This window comes from Mycobacterium sp. C31M (assembly GCF_053345865.1).
The window spans coordinates 114,575-133,363 of sequence record NZ_JBKFAX010000009.1 but is presented as its reverse complement, the minus strand read 5'-3'; the positions used below and the strand labels follow the sequence as shown (position 1 = coordinate 133,363).

20 protein-coding genes and 2 pseudogenes are annotated in these 18,789 nt (G+C 68.3%); 13 read left to right on the top strand and 9 right to left on the bottom strand.

From position 1 onward, the window contains the following. Positions 1–2: 2 nt before the first annotated feature. The 4 genes from ACLBYA_RS15445 to ACLBYA_RS15430 all read right to left on the bottom strand — a co-directional run bounded on the left by ACLBYA_RS15445 (position 3) and on the right by ACLBYA_RS15430 (position 4,879). A complete protein-coding gene (locus ACLBYA_RS15445) occupies positions 3–1,130 on the bottom strand; it encodes a glycosyltransferase (RefSeq protein WP_447710293.1) in 1,128 nt (375 codons plus the stop codon). Beyond that, complete coding sequence (locus ACLBYA_RS15440) at positions 1,130–1,807, bottom strand: acyltransferase (RefSeq protein WP_447710292.1); 678 nt, start codon at positions 1,805–1,807, stop codon at positions 1,130–1,132. The genes ACLBYA_RS15445 and ACLBYA_RS15440 overlap by 1 nt, the downstream gene beginning before the upstream one ends. A 68-nt stretch (positions 1,808–1,875) precedes the next feature. After that, a complete protein-coding gene (locus ACLBYA_RS15435; protein WP_447710291.1) occupies positions 1,876–3,069 on the bottom strand; it encodes a glycosyltransferase in 1,194 nt (397 codons plus the stop codon). Positions 3,070–3,331: 262 nt separating this feature from the next. Continuing rightward, on the bottom strand, positions 3,332–4,879 hold the full coding sequence (locus ACLBYA_RS15430) for an FAD-binding protein (protein WP_447710290.1): 1,548 nt from the start codon (positions 4,877–4,879) through the stop codon (positions 3,332–3,334). 283 nt (positions 4,880–5,162) lie between these two features. Here ACLBYA_RS15430 and ACLBYA_RS15425 point away from each other — a divergent pair, with 283 nt between their 5' ends. After that, on the top strand, positions 5,163–5,774 hold the full coding sequence (locus tag ACLBYA_RS15425; RefSeq protein WP_447710289.1) for a class I SAM-dependent methyltransferase: 612 nt from the start codon (positions 5,163–5,165) through the stop codon (positions 5,772–5,774). Positions 5,775–5,778: 4 nt separating this feature from the next. Here the strand turns inward: ACLBYA_RS15425 and ACLBYA_RS15420 are convergent. Continuing rightward, positions 5,779–6,311: pseudogene (locus ACLBYA_RS15420) on the bottom strand (acyl-CoA synthetase); the annotation flags it as partial. A 212-nt stretch (positions 6,312–6,523) separates the two neighbouring features. Here ACLBYA_RS15420 and ACLBYA_RS15415 point away from each other — a divergent pair. The 3 genes from ACLBYA_RS15415 to ACLBYA_RS15405 are packed head-to-tail and all read left to right on the top strand — an operon-like array spanning position 6,524 to position 9,135. Beyond that, the gene (locus ACLBYA_RS15415) at positions 6,524–8,152 is read left to right on the top strand and encodes an acyl-CoA carboxylase subunit beta (protein ID WP_447710288.1); all 1,629 of its coding nucleotides are present in this window, start codon (positions 6,524–6,526) and stop codon (positions 8,150–8,152) included. A 31-nt stretch (positions 8,153–8,183) separates the two neighbouring features. Next, positions 8,184–8,465: an acyl-CoA carboxylase epsilon subunit gene (locus ACLBYA_RS15410; RefSeq protein ID WP_447710287.1), complete on the top strand. Its 282-nt coding sequence runs from the start codon at positions 8,184–8,186 to the stop codon at positions 8,463–8,465. Between the two features lie 31 nt (positions 8,466–8,496). Continuing rightward, the gene (locus ACLBYA_RS15405; RefSeq protein ID WP_447710286.1) at positions 8,497–9,135 is read left to right on the top strand and encodes a Maf family protein; all 639 of its coding nucleotides are present in this window, start codon (positions 8,497–8,499) and stop codon (positions 9,133–9,135) included. A 2-nt stretch (positions 9,136–9,137) separates the two neighbouring features. On the opposite strand, the pseudogene ACLBYA_RS15400 reads toward ACLBYA_RS15405, so the two are convergent. Next, positions 9,138–9,329: pseudogene (locus ACLBYA_RS15400) on the bottom strand (hypothetical protein); the annotation flags it as partial. A 59-nt stretch (positions 9,330–9,388) separates the two neighbouring features. Between ACLBYA_RS15400 and ACLBYA_RS15395 the strand changes: the two are divergent. From ACLBYA_RS15395 to ACLBYA_RS15365, 7 genes are all read left to right on the top strand, one after another. Further along, on the top strand, positions 9,389–9,937 hold the full coding sequence (locus ACLBYA_RS15395; protein ID WP_447710285.1) for a cysteine hydrolase family protein: 549 nt from the start codon (positions 9,389–9,391) through the stop codon (positions 9,935–9,937). A gap of 35 nt (positions 9,938–9,972) precedes the next feature. Then, on the top strand, positions 9,973–10,869 hold the full coding sequence (locus ACLBYA_RS15390) for a sulfurtransferase (protein ID WP_447710284.1): 897 nt from the start codon (positions 9,973–9,975) through the stop codon (positions 10,867–10,869). 7 nt (positions 10,870–10,876) lie between these two features. After that, positions 10,877–11,293, top strand: a complete 417-nt coding sequence (locus ACLBYA_RS15385) for a SufE family protein (RefSeq protein ID WP_447710283.1) — start codon at positions 10,877–10,879, stop codon at positions 11,291–11,293. Positions 11,294–11,496: 203 nt separating this feature from the next. Then, positions 11,497–12,930: a hypothetical protein gene (locus tag ACLBYA_RS15380; RefSeq protein WP_447710282.1), complete on the top strand. Its 1,434-nt coding sequence runs from the start codon at positions 11,497–11,499 to the stop codon at positions 12,928–12,930. A gap of 256 nt (positions 12,931–13,186) precedes the next feature. Continuing rightward, positions 13,187–14,986 carry an acetyl/propionyl/methylcrotonyl-CoA carboxylase subunit alpha gene (locus tag ACLBYA_RS15375; protein WP_447710281.1) on the top strand — a complete coding sequence of 600 codons (1,800 nt, stop codon included), beginning with the start codon at positions 13,187–13,189 and terminating at the stop codon, positions 14,984–14,986. Positions 14,987–15,071: 85 nt separating this feature from the next. Beyond that, positions 15,072–15,404, top strand: a complete 333-nt coding sequence (locus ACLBYA_RS15370; RefSeq protein ID WP_447710280.1) for a hypothetical protein — start codon at positions 15,072–15,074, stop codon at positions 15,402–15,404. Positions 15,405–15,502: 98 nt separating this feature from the next. Next, the gene (locus tag ACLBYA_RS15365) at positions 15,503–16,228 is read left to right on the top strand and encodes an SDR family oxidoreductase (protein ID WP_447710279.1); all 726 of its coding nucleotides are present in this window, start codon (positions 15,503–15,505) and stop codon (positions 16,226–16,228) included. Here the strand turns inward: ACLBYA_RS15365 and ACLBYA_RS15360 are convergent. Next, complete coding sequence (locus ACLBYA_RS15360; RefSeq protein ID WP_447710278.1) at positions 16,213–16,782, bottom strand: nucleotidyltransferase family protein; 570 nt, start codon at positions 16,780–16,782, stop codon at positions 16,213–16,215. The two genes, ACLBYA_RS15365 and ACLBYA_RS15360, sit on opposite strands and share 16 nt — an antisense overlap. Before the next feature lie 130 nt (positions 16,783–16,912). Here ACLBYA_RS15360 and ACLBYA_RS15355 point away from each other — a divergent pair, with 130 nt between their 5' ends. Continuing rightward, positions 16,913–17,347: an STAS domain-containing protein gene (locus ACLBYA_RS15355; protein WP_447710277.1), complete on the top strand. Its 435-nt coding sequence runs from the start codon at positions 16,913–16,915 to the stop codon at positions 17,345–17,347. Here the strand turns inward: ACLBYA_RS15355 and ACLBYA_RS15350 are convergent. Both ACLBYA_RS15350 and ACLBYA_RS15345 read right to left on the bottom strand, forming a co-directional pair. Continuing rightward, positions 17,318–18,040 carry an RNA polymerase sigma factor SigF gene (locus tag ACLBYA_RS15350; protein WP_447710404.1) on the bottom strand — a complete coding sequence of 241 codons (723 nt, stop codon included), beginning with the start codon at positions 18,038–18,040 and terminating at the stop codon, positions 17,318–17,320. The genes ACLBYA_RS15355 and ACLBYA_RS15350 overlap by 30 nt on opposite strands. A 26-nt stretch (positions 18,041–18,066) precedes the next feature. Further along, the gene (locus ACLBYA_RS15345; RefSeq protein WP_447710276.1) at positions 18,067–18,504 is read right to left on the bottom strand and encodes an ATP-binding protein; all 438 of its coding nucleotides are present in this window, start codon (positions 18,502–18,504) and stop codon (positions 18,067–18,069) included. A gap of 115 nt (positions 18,505–18,619) precedes the next feature. Between ACLBYA_RS15345 and ACLBYA_RS15340 the strand changes: the two genes are divergently transcribed. Then, positions 18,620–18,742 carry a hypothetical protein gene (locus ACLBYA_RS15340; RefSeq protein WP_447710275.1) on the top strand — a complete coding sequence of 41 codons (123 nt, stop codon included), beginning with the start codon at positions 18,620–18,622 and terminating at the stop codon, positions 18,740–18,742. Positions 18,743–18,789 lie beyond the last annotated feature (47 nt).

Below are 18,789 nucleotides of genomic sequence, written 5' to 3'. Positions count from 1 at the left end.
GCTCAGGCGCTCTCGGTCTGCCCGGCCAGCACCCGCGACCAGATCTCGGCGAACGCCGCCGCGGTCGCGGCCGGCGAACGTTGCTGCCGGGTGCGGTCGGCATTGCGGCCCAACTCGGTCAGCCGGACCGGGTCGTCGAGCAGGGTGGCGATGCCATCGGCCAGACCGGCGGCCACCGCGTCCTCGCCGTCGCCGCGCGGCGACACGTTGAGTACCCCGTCGGCGGTGCCGAGTTCGGCCAGTGAGCCGTAGCCGGTGCACACCACCGGCGTGCTGTAGGCCATGGCATGCGCGACCACCCCGGAGGCCGGGTAGGTCTCGGCGTAGAAATGCCGCTTGCCGTAGGGCACGACGATGGCGCGCACCGATTCGAAGAAGGCGTCCTCCTCGGCGCCGTCCACCCCACCGAGGATCTCGATACCCTCGGCCGCGGGCAGCGCCTCGGTACCGCGGCCGGCCACCCGGATGGTGATGTCGGCGGGCAGCAGCTCACGGATCCGCGCGATCTGCTCGAAACCCTTGCCGCGATAGACGAATCCGAAGAACCCGACCGCCTTCGGCCGGTCCTGGGCCGGCGCGATCGCGGTCCGTTCCCGGACCAGGTGCGGCACACAGTAAGTGGTGGTGCGCGGGTAGGTGCGTTCGATGGACTGCCGGCCGGTCTCGGTGAGCGCGATCAGAGTGCGCTCACCGTGTACGCGGCCCTCGATGGCCCGCGACAGTGGGCGCAGCGGGTAGTGGATGCCGTGGGTCAGCAACCGCGACGACGCGATCCGCTTGGTGCGGGCCAGGAACCACAGTCCCTGCGGCGGGTCGTGGATCGTCGAGGTGACCGGAACTCCCTTGAGCCCGGCGATCGACCAGAAGGTCGGCAGCACACCGGTGGACAGCTCGGCGTGCACCAGGGTCTTACCGGGCGGGCCCTGGGCCACCAGTCGGCACACCTGCGCGCGGTGCCTGCGCAGGTCGGCCCACGTGTCCGCGCCCGGTCCGGCTGTCCGGTGCTCGACGATCTCACCGAAGTACGGGCGCAGTTCGGCGACCAGGTCCTGTGCGTAGTCGCCGACAGCGGTCTGTCCCTCGTCCGGCGCCACGAAGACGAGCCGGCAGTCGGCCAGCGCAGCCGTCATCAGTAGAACAGCGGGCGGTGATTGTTGGTGTAGCCCAGCGAATCTGCCGGCCGCTTACCGATCACCTTGGCCGGCACACCGCCGACGATGTCGAGATCGGCGACGTCCTTGTTGACCACGGCGTGCGCGGCCACCACGGCACCGCGGCCGATCAGCGACGGCAGCACCATGGCGCGGCTGGCGATCCACACGTAGTCCTGGACGACGGTCGGGATGGGGATCGGCAGGAAGTCGGGGTGGTTGATGTCGTGACCGCCGCCGATGAAGTGCACATCGCTGGCGATGGTGACGTTGTTGCCGATGTAGAGCCCCGCGCGCGAGTCGAGCAGGCACCGGAACCCGATCGCCACACCGTCTCCGACGGTGAGGAATTCGATGTCCAGCACGGTGGTGCCACGCAGGATCGAGGTGCGCTGGCCGATCCGGGCGCCCATCAGCCGCAGGTATCCCTGACGGATGGTGTGCGACGGGATGAAGGTCACGAAGCTGTTGAAGAAGAGTTCACCCAGCCGGTTGCGGATCTTGCGACCGCGGGTCATGCCCTGCATCTTGTAGTCGATGACCCGGTTGTTCTCGTCGAGAATCCATTCCGGGGGCGGCGGCATGTGCAGCGCGGGGGCGGCGGCCTGTTTGCGGGCGACGTCCGCCGGGTCAGCCGACGCGGGTACTCCGGTCATGGGTTTGTGCTCCTTTGCGAATTCGCGTCCACCATAGCTAGCCGAACTGGGGTGTTGCCCGGTCCGGGTCAGGATTGTGATGCCTGCGGTGCCAGGCCGCCGACCAGTTCGTCGACCGCCGCGTACAGCGACTGGGCGTACCGCGCCTCGGTGAACCGTTCGGCGTGGGCGCGCAGTTTGTCCGGATCGAACTCGCAGGCCTCGAACCGGTTCAGCGCCTCGGCAATGGACGCCGCCTCGGGCCGGTCGAAGAACATTCCGGTGCTGCCCTCGATGACGGTGTCCAGGAATCCGCCCCAGCGCAGCACCACACTGGGCCGTCCGGAGACCGCGGCCTCGATGGGTGTCAGCCCGAAATCCTCATAGCTGGCCGCGATCAGCGCCCGGCAGGACTGGTACAGCCAGGCCATCTGACCGTCGGTCAGCGCCGACAGCAGCGCCACGTTCGGGGTCTTCATCCGCTCCAGCCGGGCCGCCTCCGGACCGTGCCCGACGACCACCAGGCGCCGGCCGCTGCGGGCGAAGGCCCCGACCACGGCGTCGACGTTCTTGTAGGCCATCAGCCGGGAGACACACAGGTAGAACGGTTGTCCGCCATCAGTGAGCCAGTCGGCCACCGCGGGCACGGGTTCGGTGGCGGTATGCGGTTTGAGCGCGATCGGTGACGGCAGCACCCCGGCATCGATCCCGTACGCGCTGCGGATGCGGTCCTTGATGGCCGTGGACACCGCCAGGTAGCGGTCCACGGTGCCGGCCGCGCGGCGGTCCCAGGATTTCAGGGCCGGCGAGCCGACCTTCAACGCCGCCCGTTTGAATTTGTCACCACCGGGCTTGAGGTAGTGGTCCAACGCGTAGAGCCAGTGCGCCGGGGTGTGGCAGTGCACCAATTTGGCGCCGCCGGTCCGGAATCCGTGGGCCCAGCCGCTGCTACTGGTCACCACCACGTCGGCGTCGACGAACATCGCCCCGGCGGCCAGTGGCAGCACCGGCAGCGCCACCCGGTGATGCTTGCGCAGCAGCGGGACCCGATTCAGCGGGGACACCCGCACATCGCGGTCAGCGAACTCCGGGTAGGTACCCTCAGGGTCGTAGAGCAGGGTGTAGATGGGTGCGTCGGGGAAGGCCTTGCTCATCGAGAGCACCACCTTCTCGGCGCCGCCGCGCTGGGTCAGGTAGTCGTGGGCGATCGCCACCCGCGGGCCGTTGACACCGTCGTAGCGGCGGGTGTGCACGCCGACCTCGGCCGGTTGGTCGTCAGGCACCAACGATCCCTCCTGAGAATGCCGCCGCCGGACGGCGGCCCGGCCGATGGCCGGCACCGCCCTCGAAACTACCAGCGACGTCAATTGCCGACAGCAAACGCAGCACACACACACGAGTGCCGTCCTGCAGGATCAACCTCTTCGGCCCTTCCATTTGACGCCGGGGTGTTCCCGTGACGTTAGCTGACCTAGTTCACCACGCCGACTCGACACCCGCCAGCGCACGCCGCCATCCCGGCAAACGCCTCGAGACGTGCGCCGGTCACCGTTTACCGCACATGTCGCGCACTGCCAGATGACCGAACACCATGCTCGTCCCGATCGGATTGCCGCCACCGGGATAGACGGTGCCACTCGGCGCGGCCATGGTGTTACCCGCGGCGTACAGGCCGGGTATCACCGCGCCGGCGGTATCGAGCACCCGCCCTGCGGTGTCCGTGCGCAACCCACCCTTGGTGCCCAGGTCGGACACACCGAACGCGGCGGCATGGAACGGTCCACGTTCGATCGGCACCAGCGGCGAGGCGCCGCCGGAGAAGGCCCGGTCGTAGGGCTCGTCGCCGCGACCGAAATCGTCGTCGTGACCGGCGGCGACGAACCCGTTGTACCGGCGCACCGTCTCGGTCAGGTTGTCCGGCGGTACACCGATGGCGACGGCGAGATCGTCCAATGTGTCTGCGGTTCGCCACAATCCGGCATCAAGGTACTCCTCGGTGGCGGCCATCGAGACGTTGGTGGCCTTGACCGGCGGGACTATGCCCTCGCGGTCGTCGTAGACCATCCAGTACGGCAGCGTGACGGTCCCGGCGGCCATGGCGTCCAGCACCACGCGGCCGAGTCGGTCATAGGCGGCCGATTCGTTGACGAAGCGCCTGCCCGTGTCGTCGACGAAGATGCCGCCGGTGAACCACAGCGCGAACGCCGAGGCGCCGTCGGGGTGGGTCAGACCCGGTGACCACCAGGCTTGATCCATCAGGTCGGTGTCGGCGCCGACGGCGATACCGGCCAGGTGCGCCTGACCACGGTTTGCCCACGGCCCCATGGTGTCTCGCACGTCACCGGGGACGCCGTAGCGGGCCCGCATGGTGTCGTTGCGTTCGAAGCCGCCGGCGGCCAGCAGCACACCGCGGGTGGCCCGGATGGCGCGGCGCCGCCCGTTCTGTTCCACCATCGCCCCGGTGACCACACCGTCGGCGAGCACCAACTCGGTCAGGGCGGTGTTGCGCTGCGTCGATGCCCGCGAGTGGCGCAGCGTCGCCGCGAGCAGCCGCGCGATCAGCGCCCGACCACCGACGAAGTAGTCCGCGGGCGCCGCGGCGCCCCGCCGGTCGGCATCCAGCGGGCCACGCACCGCCTCCCGCAGTTCCGGCGCGGCGGCGACCTTCAGCGGTTTGGCCGCGATGTGTCGCATCCCGTCGGCACGCGCCTTGGGCGCCGCACCGAAGTAGTCCGGCCACGGCAACAGCGAGAAACGCAGCAGTTCATCGGCTTCCAGATACTCGACGAGCGGTGCGCCGCCGCGGACGTAGGCCTCCTGCAGGGCCACCGGGGTGCGCTCCCCCACCACGGCGCGGTAGTACTGCAGCGCGTCCTCGACGGTGTCGTCGACACCGGCGCGGCGCAGGAACTGATTGCACGGGAACCACATCCCGCCGCCCCCGGAGTACGCGGTGGTGCCGCCGTACTTGTCGGACCCCTCGACCATGAGCACCGAAAGCCCCTCGCGCGCTGCGGTATACGCCCCGGTGGCCCCACCGGCACCGGATCCGGCCACCAGCACGTCGACGGTCTCATCCCATGCGAAGGTCACACCCGTGGGTAACACGCGCCGTGCGGCGGTGTGGCCAGATTGCCCCAGCCCGCGACGGCCGGACGGCCACCCTTCCCGGATCAGCAAATGTCATTGAATTTGCAATCCAACCGCGGTTCCTGGCCATATCCGGGAATTTACGCTCGCGTAGCGCGCATAAGCATCACCTCGGCAAGATCATGCATTTAGCCGAAGTTATCCACAGCTATTTTCACAACGCCCACACTCGTCTCGCCGTTGGGTAACGTCCGGATTTCCGACACGACTTTGCGGGTGCAAGCCGATGGCTCAGACATACCTGTTCGACCATGCCGAGGACATCGAGTACCGGGACTTCGCCGAACTCTGGCAGGCCTATGACGACTCGGTGGCCGACCTGGCCAGGCGCGAGGGTGTGCATGCGGTCGCCGAACTCGGCGGGGGCGCCAATCCGGTGGTCGGCGATGCGCAACGGTGGGGTTTCGCCGATCACCGTGTCGTCGTGGACATCTCACCGCTGGAGCTCAGCAAGGCCGCCGTGGCGGTCCAGACCAGGGTGGCCGATCTGCGCCGACCGATCACCGACGAGGAGGGCAGCTACGGTCAACAAGTTGATCCCGGAGCGCGCAGCGCGGCGCATCCTGGACAAGGTGCAGCCGGGCCGGCTCGACCAGCCCAACCTGCAGAAGTTTCCGGCCTACTACCGCGGGACCACCGGACCGACGCGGGCGCGCCATCAACAAGTTCGAGGATTTCGGCTTCCGGGGTGGAGCAGTGGCGCTCCAGCTTCGGTCACGCCTACTACTCGGTGATCCCGCCGCTGCAGGCGCTGGAGAACGCGAAGAGCCGGTTCCTGCGCCGGCACCCGGTGCCCGCCCTGGCCAGTTTCTCGGTGGTGCTGCGCAAGATGACGTGAGCGCTCAGGTGTGCCGCTGCCGACCGTGTGCGGCGAACTCGGCCTCCAGGGCGTCCCGGTCGGCCGCAGTCATCACCTCGAAGCGAATGGGCCCCCGTCCGACCCACCGGTACACCACTTCATCGGTGCGCCAACATTGTTCCTGCAGTTGATGTTTGACCACCTTGTTCGACCAGGTGACCGGCAGCCGGAGCGACACCCGCAGCAGCCTGGGCGCCGATTTGGTGCCCAGGTCGGGCTGGTCGCCCAGATAGTCGGCGAAGGCCTGCGCGTCGAACGTCGAGGGGTCGGGCACCGCGAAGGCGGCCGCCGCGATCACCGCCGGGTGACGGCGCAGCACATGCTCGACGGTGAGCGGGTGCCGTACTTGTCGACGATCTCGCCGACCGCAGCGTCGGGGTTGAGCACCCGCCCGTTGCGGTCCAGCACCGCGGGCGCACAGTCGGCCAGCGAGACCGGGTCCACGATGGCCACCCCGTCGTGCACCGGGCGGCCCAGTGCGCCCGGTGGCACATCGGGTGCCAGCGTGACCGCCCCCGGGCGGCCGATTCGTCGACGACGTCATCCCAGGTCCAGTCGCGGTCACGGGACCGCAGGCCCGGCCGGTCGTCGCCGCGTCGATCGAGCAGCAGCTGGCGCATCGAGTCACGGTCCGGCACGCCCCACAGCTTGGCCGGGAATCGACACGCAGTGACATAACTCGCACCTCTCTTATGCAGTTCTTAGAAGTGCGGCTAGCATCGCTACCCATGACGAGCACTATCGAGCCGGCGGCAGAGCACGTAGTAGACATCCACACCACGGCCGGCAAGCTGGCCGACCTTCGCAAGCGCGCCGAAGAGGCGCTGCACCCGGTCGGTGAGGCCGCGGTCGAGAAGGTGCATGCCAAGGGCAAGCTGACCGCCCGCGAGCGCATCTACGCGCTGTTGGACGAGGGCTCCTTCGTCGAGCTCGACGCGCTGGCCCGGCACCGCAGCACCAACTTCGGCCTGGAAAAGAACCGGCCGCTCGGCGACGGCGTGGTGACCGGCTACGGCACCATCGACGGCCGCGAGGTCTGCATCTTCAGCCAGGACGCCACCGTGTTCGGCGGCAGCCTCGGCGAGGTCTACGGCGAGAAGATCGTCAAGGTCCAGGAGCTGGCCATCAAGACCGGCCGCCCGCTGATCGGCATCAACGACGGCGCCGGCGCCCGCATCCAGGAGGGTGTGGTCTCGCTCGGCCTGTACAGCCGGATCTTCCACAACAACATCAAGGCCTCAGGCGTCATCCCGCAGATCTCGCTGATCATGGGCGCGGCCGCCGGTGGGCACGTCTACTCCCCCGCGCTGACCGACTTCGTCATCATGGTCGACCAGACCAGCCAGATGTTCATCACCGGTCCCGACGTCATCAAGACCGTCACCGGCGAGGACGTCACCATGGAGGAGCTGGGCGGCGCCCAGACCCACATGGCCAAGTCCGGCACCGTGCACTACGTCGCCTCCGGCGAGCAGGACGCCCTGGACTACGTCCGGGACCTGCTGAGCTACCTTCCGGTCAACAACTACGCCGATCCGCCGCGCTACCCGGCGCCGCCGCACCCGGGCGCCATCGAGGACAACCTCACCGGCGAGGACATCGAGCTCGACACCCTGATCCCGGACTCGCCGAACCAGCCGTATGACATGCACGAGGTCATCTCGCGCATCCTCGACGACGACGAGTTCCTCGAGGTGCAGGCCGGTTACGCGCAGAACATCATCGTCGGCTTCGGCCGGGTCGACGGGCGCACCGTCGGCATCGTGGCCAACCAGCCCACCCAGTTCGCCGGCTGCCTGGACATCAACGCCTCGGAGAAGGCCGCGCGGTTCATCCGCACCTGCGACTGCTTCAACATCCCGATCGTGCTGCTGGTCGACGTGCCGGGCTTCCTGCCGGGCACCGGCCAGGAGTACAACGGCATCATCCGCCGCGGCGCCAAGCTGCTGTACGCCTACGGCGAGGCCACCGTGCCCAAGATCACCGTCATCACCCGAAAGTCCTACGGCGGCGCGTACTGCGTGATGGGTTCCAAGGACATGGGCGCCGACGTGGTCGTGGCCTGGCCGACGGCCCAGATCGCCGTGATGGGTGCCTCCGGCGCGGTGGGCTTCGTCTACCGCCAGGACCTCAAGAAGGCCGCCGCCGAGGGCGAGGACGTCGACGCGCTGCGCCTGGAGCTGCAGCAGTCCTACGAGGACACCCTGGTGAACCCGTACATCGCCGCTGAGCGCGGTTATGTCGACGCGGTCATCCCGCCCTCGCACACCCGCGGGTACGTGGCCACCTCGCTGCGTCTGCTGGAGCGCAAGATCAGCCAGGTGCCGCCCAAGAAGCACGGCAACATCCCGCTCTGATCGGCCGACTTCAACTCCGACAAGGACATCCATGAGCCAGAACGTCGACATCGTCGAAGTCAGCGACCCGCGTGACCTGACCATCGACAACCCCGCGCCACCGGTGCCGGAGTTCCGGGTGGTCAAGGGCAATCCGTCGGCCGAGGAGTTGGCGGCGCTGGTCGCGGTGCTGGCCGCTGCCGGTGGCACCGGCCCGGGTGAGCCGGGCCCGCAAGAGCTCAACCTGTGGGGTCATCCGGTGGACAAGCTGCGCTACCAGAGCCACGCCTGGCAGCGGGTGACGCTGCTGGAGCGCACCCACATGCGGCGCTGATGAGCGCTTACGCGAAGAACATCAGGCCCAGTTGATCCGGCTGGTCCTCGGTTCGGCCTCGCCCGGCCGACTGGGCGTGCTCCGCCAGGCCGGCATCGATCCGCTGGTCGCGGTCTCCGATGTCGACGAGCATGCGCTGATCGCATCGCTGGATCCCGGCACACCGCCGGAGGCGGTGGTGGCCAAGCTGGCCAACGCCAAGGCGCTCAGCGTCGCCGCGCAACTGGCCGACGACATCTCCGCCGACTGTGTGGTGCTGGGTTGCGACTCGATGCTCTATCTCGACGGCACGCTGTGCGGCAAGCCCGGATCGGCGGCGGCCGCCCGGGCGCAGTGGGCGGCGATGGCCGGACGTACGGGGCACCTGTTGAGCGGGCATGCACTGCTGCGGCTGCGCGACGGCATCATCACCGACACGGCCGCCGAAACCGGTTCCACCGCGGTGCATTTCGGTTCCCCCACCGAAACCGAACTGAGCGCCTACATCGATACCGGCGAGCCGATCCACGTCGCAGGCGCCTTCACCCTCGACGGGTTGGGCGGCTGGTTCATCGATCGGATCGAGGGTGACCCGTCCAACGTGATCGGCATCAGCCTGCCGCTGCTGCGCACCCTGCTGGCCGAGCTCGACATCTCGGTCGCGGCACTGTGGCAGGCCGACGGCGGCTAGCCGATATCGGGTTCCTCGGCGGCGAGTTTGTCGTCCAACGACTCACCCTCGGCCGCTTCGCGTTCGGTCATCCCGAATTTGTCGGCGCCCTGCCAGTCCTCGGGTGCGTCCACCACCTGGTCGTTGCCGTCATCGTTGAGTTCGTCGGGGTCGGTCGCCTCACTGGGCCGAAGCACATCCTCGGGATCGGTCATGGCCAAGGAGTGCCCGGACCACACGCGTCGAAACCACCGGCGCCGGGTAGTCCACCGCCATGGCTGACACCGCCGTTCTGGTCATCGACATGATGAACAACTACCGCCACCCCGATGCCGAGCAGCTCGCTGCCAGTGCCGCCGCGGTGATCGATCCGCTGGCCGACCTGATCCACCGGGCCCGATGCGACGATGCGGTGGTCATCTATGTCAACGACAACTACGGCGACTTCACCGCGGTGTGGGACGACATCGTCGACGACGCCCGCCACGGCGCACACCCCGAACTGGTCGAACCCATCCTGCCCACCGCGGAATGCCTGCGGCTCAACAAGGTTCGGCACAGCGCGTTCTATGCCACCGCGCTGGACCACCTGCTGGAACGGCTGGGCACCCACCGGGTGATACTGACCGGCCAGGTCACCGAACAGTGTGTGCTCTACACCGCGCTGGACGCCTATGTGCGGCACTACGAGGTGGTGGTGGCACGCGACGCCGTCGCCCATATCGACGCCGGACTCGCCGATGCCGCATGCGAGATGATGCGGCGCAACATGCGCGCCACCCTGGCGCCCGCGGCCGACTGCCTGAACCATCGCCGGTCGTGAGCGCGCGGCGCACCCGGCATGAGTAGGCTCATGGTGTGCCGCTGCCTGCCGATCCTGATCCCGCCCTCGCCGCTTACGCGCACCCCGAACGACTGGTCACCGCGGATTGGCTGTCGGCCAATCTGGGCCGCGCCGGGTTGGCCATCGTGGAGTCCGACGAGGACGTCCTGCTCTACGACACCGGGCACATCCCCGGTGCGGTGAAGATCGACTGGCACACCGACCTCAACGACCCGGCCGTGCGCGACTACATCGACGGCGCCCAGTTCGCCGAATTGATGGACCGCAAGGGCATCTCGCGCGACGACACCGTCGTCATCTACGGCGACAAGAGCAACTGGTGGGCCGCCTACGCACTGTGGGTGTTCACCCTCTTCGGCCACCCCGACGTGCGGCTGCTCGACGGCGGCCGCGATCTGTGGGTGAGCAACGGCCGCGACACCACCCTGGACGTGCCGGGCAAGCCGAGCACGGGTTACCCGGTGGTGGAGCGCAACGACGCCGCCATCCGCGCGTTCCGCTCCGATGTGCTCGACGTGCTGGGCACCCAGCCGCTGATCGATGTGCGGTCCCCGCAGGAGTACACCGGCGAGCGCACCCACATGCCGGACTATCCGGAAGAGGGCGCGCTGCGCGGCGGGCACATCCCGACCGCGGTGTCGATCCCGTGGGCCAAGGCGGCCCGGGACAACGGCCAGTTCCGCAGCCGCGCCGAACTCGACGAGCTGTACGGCTTCCTCGATGACGGCGACACCGACCCGAAGACCATCGTCTATTGCCGCATCGGCGAGCGCAGCAGCCACACCTGGTTCGTGTTGACCCACCTGCTGGGCCGCGAGGGCGTACGCAACTACGATGGCTCCTGGACCGAATGGGGTAACGCCGTGCGGGTGCCCGTCGCCGTCGGGGAAGAGCCCGGCGACGCGCCGTGAGCCGACGATGAGCATGCCGGCCGCCCTGGCCGAGGTCGTCTCCGATTTCCGGGACATGCAGGGCCAGGACAAACTGCAGCTGCTGCTGGAGTTCGCCAACGAACTGCCCGCGCTGCCCGGCCACTTAGAGGAAGCCGCGATGGAGCCGGTCCCCGAGTGCCAGTCGCCGCTGTTCCTCGACGTCGACGCCAGCGACCGCACGCATGTCCGGCTGTACTTCAGCGCACCGGCCGAGGCCCCGACCACCCGCGGTTTCGCCTCGATCCTGGCCGCCGGCCTGGACGGTCAATCCGCCGACGACATCCTGGCGGTCCCGGATGACTTCTACTCCGAGCTGGGGCTGGCGGCACTGATCAGCCCGCTGCGGTTGCGCGGTATGTCGGCGATGCTGACGCGGATCAAGCGGCGGCTGCGCAGCTCGTAGTTCCGGCCCTGCCGGGCATGTGGCCGACATCACCACTGTCGCTTCCGTCAATATTGTCGGCCACGGACACTTCTCCCGATCCGTGCCAGAATGGCCCAAGCAAGCTACCCAGCCAGCTAGCTGGCCCGACACTCGTCGCTGCGTGTCACGGCGTTCTCGACCGCGGGGGCAGCAAACGAAGGACCAGAAAGGGGCCCGGCCCGATGAATCGGCAAGCCAGGGACGTCATCCTCTACGAGCTCAACGAAGTCCCATGGGACGTCGTGGACATCTACGTCAAGCACCGTCCCGAGTCCAACCTCGCCGACCTGCTGCGGGACGGCCAGTCACTGACCACCGTGCACGAGGACCGCGAGGAACTGCAGGGCCTGCAGCCCTGGCGCACCTGGCCGACGCTGCACACCTCCAGCTACGAACACAACTCGTTCGACCTGGGCCAGGATCCGTCGACCTTCCGTGGTGACCCGATCTGGGATGTCGCCGAACGCGCCGGCCTGTCGGTGGGCCTGTTCGGTCCGATGCAGAGCTGGCCGGCCCGGCCGTTCAAGCACGGCGGCTTCTATGTCCCGGACACCTTCGCCTCCGATGCCAAGACCTATCCTCCGGCGCTGGAGAGCTTTCAGGCCTTCAACCTCGCGATGACCGGTGAGAACGGCTTCTCCCCCGACTCGGCGCTGAACCCGAAGGCACTGGCCGGTACTGCGGTCGACCTGGTCCGCCAGGGGCTGACCCCGCGTACCACCGCGACGTTGGCCACCCACCTGGTCAAGGAGCGAATCGACCCGCGCTACAAGGCATTCCGGTCGGCGATGCAGGCTCCGCTGAGCTTCGACCTGTACTGGCGCCAGCACCGCAAGGTGCAGCCGCGGCTGTCGGTGTTCTTCACCAATCACGTCGCAGGCATGATGCACCGGTTCTGGGGTGACGGGATGCCGGGCTACACCGAGAAGTTCGAGTACGACGCCGACGAGGTGTACGGCAGCTTCATCGTGGCCGCCATGGACATCACCGACCGCCACATCGGGCGCATCCGCAAGTACCTGGCCAAGCATCCGGAGTCGATGCTGGTGCTCTCGGCGAGCATGGGCCAGGGCCCGGTCGCGGTGCCCAAGCTCGACGGCGGCCGCTTCGTCCTGGACGACCACACCAAATTGATCGCCCAACTGGGCCTCAAGCCCGCCGACGTCGCGCTGGCCATGTACCCGATGCTCTCGTTGGTCTTCGAGTCCGAGACCGACGCCGCCGAGGCGGTGGCCCCGCTGGAGTCGGTCCTGGTGAACGGGGCCGAGCGGTTGTTCGCGCGGCTGCGGGTGGAAGGCAAGACCGTCACCTTCGGTATCGACTACACCGTCCCGGGCGAGGACACCACGACGGTGGCCATCCACCCGTTCGGCGCGGTCGCCGAGAAGACCGTGCCGGCAACCGAACTGGGCCTGAGCGTGCATTCGCGTATCGGCGGGGTCAACACCGGCTATCACATCCCGGAGGGCATCCTGCTGGCCGCGGGCGCCGGTATCACCGCGGATCCGTCACGCAAGGAGGTCGACGTCCTCGACGTCGCACCGTCGCTGTTGGCCAACGCGCTCGGTGTCGAACCGCCTCCGTCGATGAAGGGCATCCCGACACTGTTCGGGTGAACCGGTTCTCGACAGCTGTCAACTGCGGCGGCGCCCCGAACGGGGCGCCGCCGCAGTGTTTCAGGCGGTGTTATCGCAGCGCAGCGATGCCCACGTCAAACATACTGACGAGTAACAAAGCCACCTTACCGGAAGGTTGACGGTAACTCGCCGAAAATTAAGGGGGCCGACTCGCCACCCCGGAATTGGACACATAAACTTCGCCCGATACATTCTTAAAGACGTTTCTTAGAGATACCTGCCACCAGGAGGCGCAGTGCCCAGTCACGCCAGCTCGAAAATCTCCAAGGTGCTTGTCGCCAACCGCGGGGAGATCGCCGTCCGGGTGATCCGGGCCGCGAAAGATGCCGGGCTGGCCAGCGTGGCCGTCTACGCCGAACCGGACGCCGACGCCCCGCACGTGCGCCTGGCCGACGAGGCGTTCGCCCTGGGCGGCCAGACCTCCGCGGAGTCCTACCTGGTCTTCGAGAAGATCCTCGAGGCCGCCGAGAAGTCCGGCGCCAACGCCATCCACCCCGGCTACGGCTTCCTCTCGGAGAACGGCGATTTCGCCCAGGCCGTACTGGACGCCGGGCTGATCTGGATCGGCCCCAGCCCGCAGTCCATCCGCGACCTCGGTGACAAGGTCACCGCCCGCCACATCGCCGCGCGCGCCCAGGCACCGCTGGTGCCGGGCACCCCGGACCCGGTCAAGGACGCCGACGAGATCCTGGCCTTCGCCAAGGAGCACGGCCTGCCGATCGCCATCAAGGCCGCCTTCGGCGGTGGCGGGCGCGGCATGAAGGTCGCCCGCACCATGGAAGAGATCCCCGAACTGTTCGACTCGGCCACCCGTGAGGCCGTGTCGGCCTTCGGCCGCGGCGAGTGCTTCGTCGAGCGCTACCTGGACAAGCCCCGCCACGTCGAGGCCCAGGTCATCGCCGACACCCACGGCAACGTCGTCGTCGCAGGCACCCGCGACTGCTCGCTGCAGCGCCGCTTCCAGAAGCTCGTCGAGGAAGCCCCCGCACCGTTCCTCACCGACGCGCAGCGCAAGGAGATCCACGAGTCCGCCAAGCGCATCTGCAAGGAAGCCGGCTACTACGGTGCCGGCACCGTGGAATACCTGGTCGGCCAGGACGGCCTGATCTCCTTCCTGGAGGTCAACACCCGCCTGCAGGTCGAACACCCCGTCACCGAGGAAACCTCGGGCATCGACCTGGTGCTGCAGCAGTTCAAGATCGCCAACGGCGAGGCCCTCGACATCACCGAGGACCCCACCCCGCGCGGCCACTCCTTCGAGTTCCGCATCAACGGCGAGGACGCCGGCCGCGGCTTCCTGCCCGCGCCGGGCCCGGTCACCACGTTCGAGCCGCCCACCGGCCCCGGTGTGCGAATGGACTCCGGTGTCGAGAGCGGCTCGGTCATCGGCGGACAGTTCGACTCGATGCTGGCCAAGCTGATCGTCACCGGCGCCACCCGCGAAGAGGCCCTGGCCCGCTCGCGCCGCGCCCTTGCCGAATTCAACGTCGAAGGTCTGGCGACGGTCATCCCGTTCCACCGCGCCGTCACCGCCGACCCCGCCTTCATCGGCGACGGCGAGAAGTTCGACGTACACACCCGCTGGATCGAAACCGAATGGGACAACACCGTCGAACCCTTCACCGGTGGTGAGCCCATCGATGACGAGGACAACCTGCCCCGGCAGAAGGTCGTCGTCGAGGTCGGCGGTAAGCGCCTGGAGGTCTCGCTGCCCGGTGACCTGGCCCTCGGTGGTGGCGGCGGTGCCGGTGCGGGTGCGGCACTGCGCAAGAAGCCCAAGTCCCGCAAGCGCGGCGCCGGCGGCGGTGCGGCCGCCTCGGGCGACTCGGTCACCGCGCCCATGCAGGGCACCGTGGTGAAGGTCGCCGTCGAGGAGGGCCAGCAGGTCGCCGCCGGCGACCTGGTCGTGGTGCTGGAGGCCATGAAGATGGAGAACCCGGTCACCGCGCACAAGGATGGCACCATCACCGGCCTGGCCGTGGAGGCCGGCGCGGCCATCACCCAGGGCACCGTGATCGCCGAGATCAAGGACTAGTCAATCCGCCCAGTGGCCACTTATGGCACGGATTCTCGCGAATCCTGTGCAATAAGTGGCCATTCGGCTTTCCGGGGAGGTCAACATGGAACCCGTCGAGATCAACAACGGTCAGTGGTATCTGCGCGGACTGCGCTGCGATGACCGCGTCGACGACCGGCCGGCGCTGACCGAAATGGGTGAGGACGACCTCGACTACGTCCACGACGCCGCCGACGGCTGGGCCGACGACACCCGCTACACCTGGGCCGTCTGCGAGCCGACCACCGGTGAGATGCTCGCCGAGATCGCGCTGGACCCGGTGTCCGGAAACATGACGAGCCGGGCACGGCCCGGGTTCGAGGATGTCGCCGCCATCTCCGAGGACACCGTGCGGCGTTATGCCGCCGCGGCGCTGGGCCTGGAAGTGCACACCTGAGTTCCACGCACCGTGATTCATCCGGAATCGGCTGGCACCGAACACCTTTGACATCGCAGCCGGGATGACTGCGCGGTCGGCGGCCGTACCGTCATGGCATGCCTGATCAGACGTTCGCCGACCGCACCGTCGTCCTGGTGGGCGGTGGCAGCGGGATCGGGCTGGCCACCGCCCGACTGGTGACCGCCGGCGGCGGCACCGTCGTGCTGGGCGGTCGCAACGAACAGCGCCTGACCGCGGCCGCCGAGAGCCTGGGCCCGGCGGCGCGCTGGCACCGGGTGGACACCGGCGACCAGGAGTCGATCGACAGGTTCTTCGACACCGTCGACATCGTGCACGGACTGTTCACCACCGCCGCCGACTACCGCACCGGGCCGATGCGCGATCTCAGCGTCGCCGAGGCCGCCACCGCGTTCGACTCCAAATTCTGGGGTCAGTACCGCGTCACCCGCGCGGCGCTGCCGAAACTGGGCGCCGACGCCGCGATCGTGCTGATGTCCGGGGCCGCCGGGGCGCGACCGGCGGGTATCGCGCCGGCCTATGCCGCGGCAAATGCGGCCATCGAAGGCCTGGCCCGCGGGCTGGCGCTGGAACTCGCACCGGTCACGGTGACTGCGATCGCACCCGGCACGGTGGACGGACACCTGTGGGCGACCCGCACGGCCGAGGTCCGCGACGCGGCGTTCGACGGGTACCGCGCCGCATCGACCATCGGCCGACTCGCCACCGAGGACGAGATCGCCCACACCGTCGGCTATCTGTTGACCAGCCGGATCACCACCGGGTCGACCCTCTACCCCGACGGCGGCTATACCTTCCGCTGAGGCACATCCATATCGCGGCCGGTGGCCAGATCCCCGCATTCGACCTCGACGACGTCGGTGTGGGCCCGCAGGAACGGCCCGGCCCCGGTGTCGCCGTGCAACTGCTCGATCAGCGCGGGCCAGTGCCGGCGCGCGAGCGCCACCGGATGCCCCGGCCGGCCCGCGAAGACGGCCCGCGCCAGTCCCGATGCCGACATCCGTGCCGCAGCCAGCACCCGCGACACCACGTCGGCTCCGATATCCGGGGTGTCGACCGTCATCACCGCGACGTACTCGGCTGTCACAGACACCGCGGCCAGCCCGGCCCGCAGCGATGCTGACAACCCGTCGGCCCAGTCCACGGCACGGACCGCGCGGGCGGGTGCCGGTACCGGCGCGTCGGCCGCGCCCAGTACCACCAGCACCTCGCCGCAGCCGCCCCGGTCCAGCGCCGCAACTGCACGAATCAGCCAATCACCGTCGCCAGCAAGCACTTTCGGCATCCCGAATCGGGTTCCCGCGCCGGCGGCCAACACCACACCGGTCACCGCCTGTTGCGATCGGGTCGATACCATGCCACCAGTGTGACCGCCCGCGTTGACACACTGTTAACCGGCCGGACAGTTTCTACCTGCGGATTCTGGCGTAGGGTCGGACGCAGATTCAGTACGTGCCCGGTCACGCAATCCACTGACGGAGCCTCCTATGGCCACAACGGATACTGCAGCGCGCGCGCCATCGTCTCCGCGGCCCCGGCGCGGGACCGCCACCTTCACCGTCCGGCGGATTCCGCCCTCGGTGACGGTGGTATCGGTGGCCGGTGATGTCGACGCCGCCAACGCCCGCCGGTTCAGCAGTTACGCGCAGCTGCACCTGGCCCACACCGAACAACTGGTCCTCGACCTCACCGACGTGGAATTCTTTGCCACCGAGGCATTTTCGATGCTTCATACGGTCAGCGTCACCGCCGCGGGCCGGGACGCCCGCTGGGCGCTGATACCGAGTGCCGCGGTCCGCCGGATGCTGCAGATCTGCGATCCGGACGGGGTGTTGCCCGCCGGCGATCAGCTGGCTGATGCGCTGGCCCGGGTGCACGGCCAGCCACCGCGGCTACTGCAACTCGTCGCGCAGCTTCGCTAGCGACCGGGCCAACAGCCGCGACACGTGCATCTGCGATATGCCGACCCGTTCGGCGATCTGCGACTGTGTCATCGATTCGAAGAACCGCAGCACCAGCACGGTGCGTTCCCGTTCGGGCAACTTGCCCAGCAGCGGCCGCAGTGCCTCACGATTCTCGATCTGATCCAACGCGGTGTCCGGCGATCCCAGCGTGTCGGCGATCGCCGGCGCCTCGTCGTCACCAGATCCGCCGCTGTCGATGGACAGCGTGTTGTAGGAGCTGCCCGCGATCAGGCCCTCGACGACTTCCTGGCGGTCCATGTCCAGTTCGGCGGCCAGCTCCGACGGCGTCGGTGCGCGGCCCAGCCGCTGTGACATCTCCGCGGTGGCCGCACCGAGACGCAGGTGAAGTTCCTTGAGCCGGCGCGGCACCTTGACCGACCAGCCGTTGTCGCGGAAGTGTCGGCGGACCTCGCCCATGATGGTCGGCACCGCATACGACGCGAAATCCGAACCGGCGTCCACGTCGAACCGGTTGACGGCATTGACCAGACCCACCCGGGCCACCTGGACCAGGTCGTCGCGGGCCTCGCCACGGCCCTCGAAGCGGCGCGCGATGTGATCGGCCAGCGGCAGGCAGCGCGTCACGATCCGTTCGCGCTGCCGCTCGTGTTCTGCCGAGCCATCGGGCAGTTCGCCGAGTACGCGAAACATCTCGATGACGTCGGCGTATTCCGAGTTCACTGCAACAGACTCGCTCGCCTTGCAGTGAGTGAGATGCCGAATACCCGGCCGGAGTCGGCGTGCTGGCCGTCGGCGAAGGTGCTGACCTCGTCGGTCAGCGAGCTGAGCACATGCCAGCTGAAGCTGCCGGGCGCGACTATGGCGTCCTCGTCGCTGCGACAGGTGGCCGACGCCTGGATGACGACGGCGTCGTCGGTCGGCTTGATGCTGATGATGAGGGCGGAACCGGGCACGGCGGCCTTCACCAGGCGGGTACACGCCTCGTCGACCGCCAGCCGCAGATCGGAGACGGCATCGAAGTCCAGGTCCTCGAAGGTGGCCGCTGCGGCGATCAGAACCCGCAGCACCGCGAGATTCTCCAACGTGGCGGCGACCCGGATCTCTACCGAGCGATCACCGTCGGCCGCATGCGCGTCCGCTTCCTGCTGCACCATCTGACCTCCCGGCATGTCCGCTCGGAGGTTACCCCACGTGCCCCGGTCGCTAACCAACGGAACCACCCCGCACCTGCGCTGTGTCACCGCGACGCGCAACGGGTAACCCCGAAGGATGAGCAACCACACGCTTCGCGGCGTCCTGATCACCATCGCGGTGATTCTGGCCATGGCCGTGCTGATCGCCATCGGCATCTACGCCGCGGCGTTCATCATGCTCGGCCCGATGATGGCTTAGATATCGCATGCGGCTGTCGTTACCCCGGCGGCATGGCACACCAAACC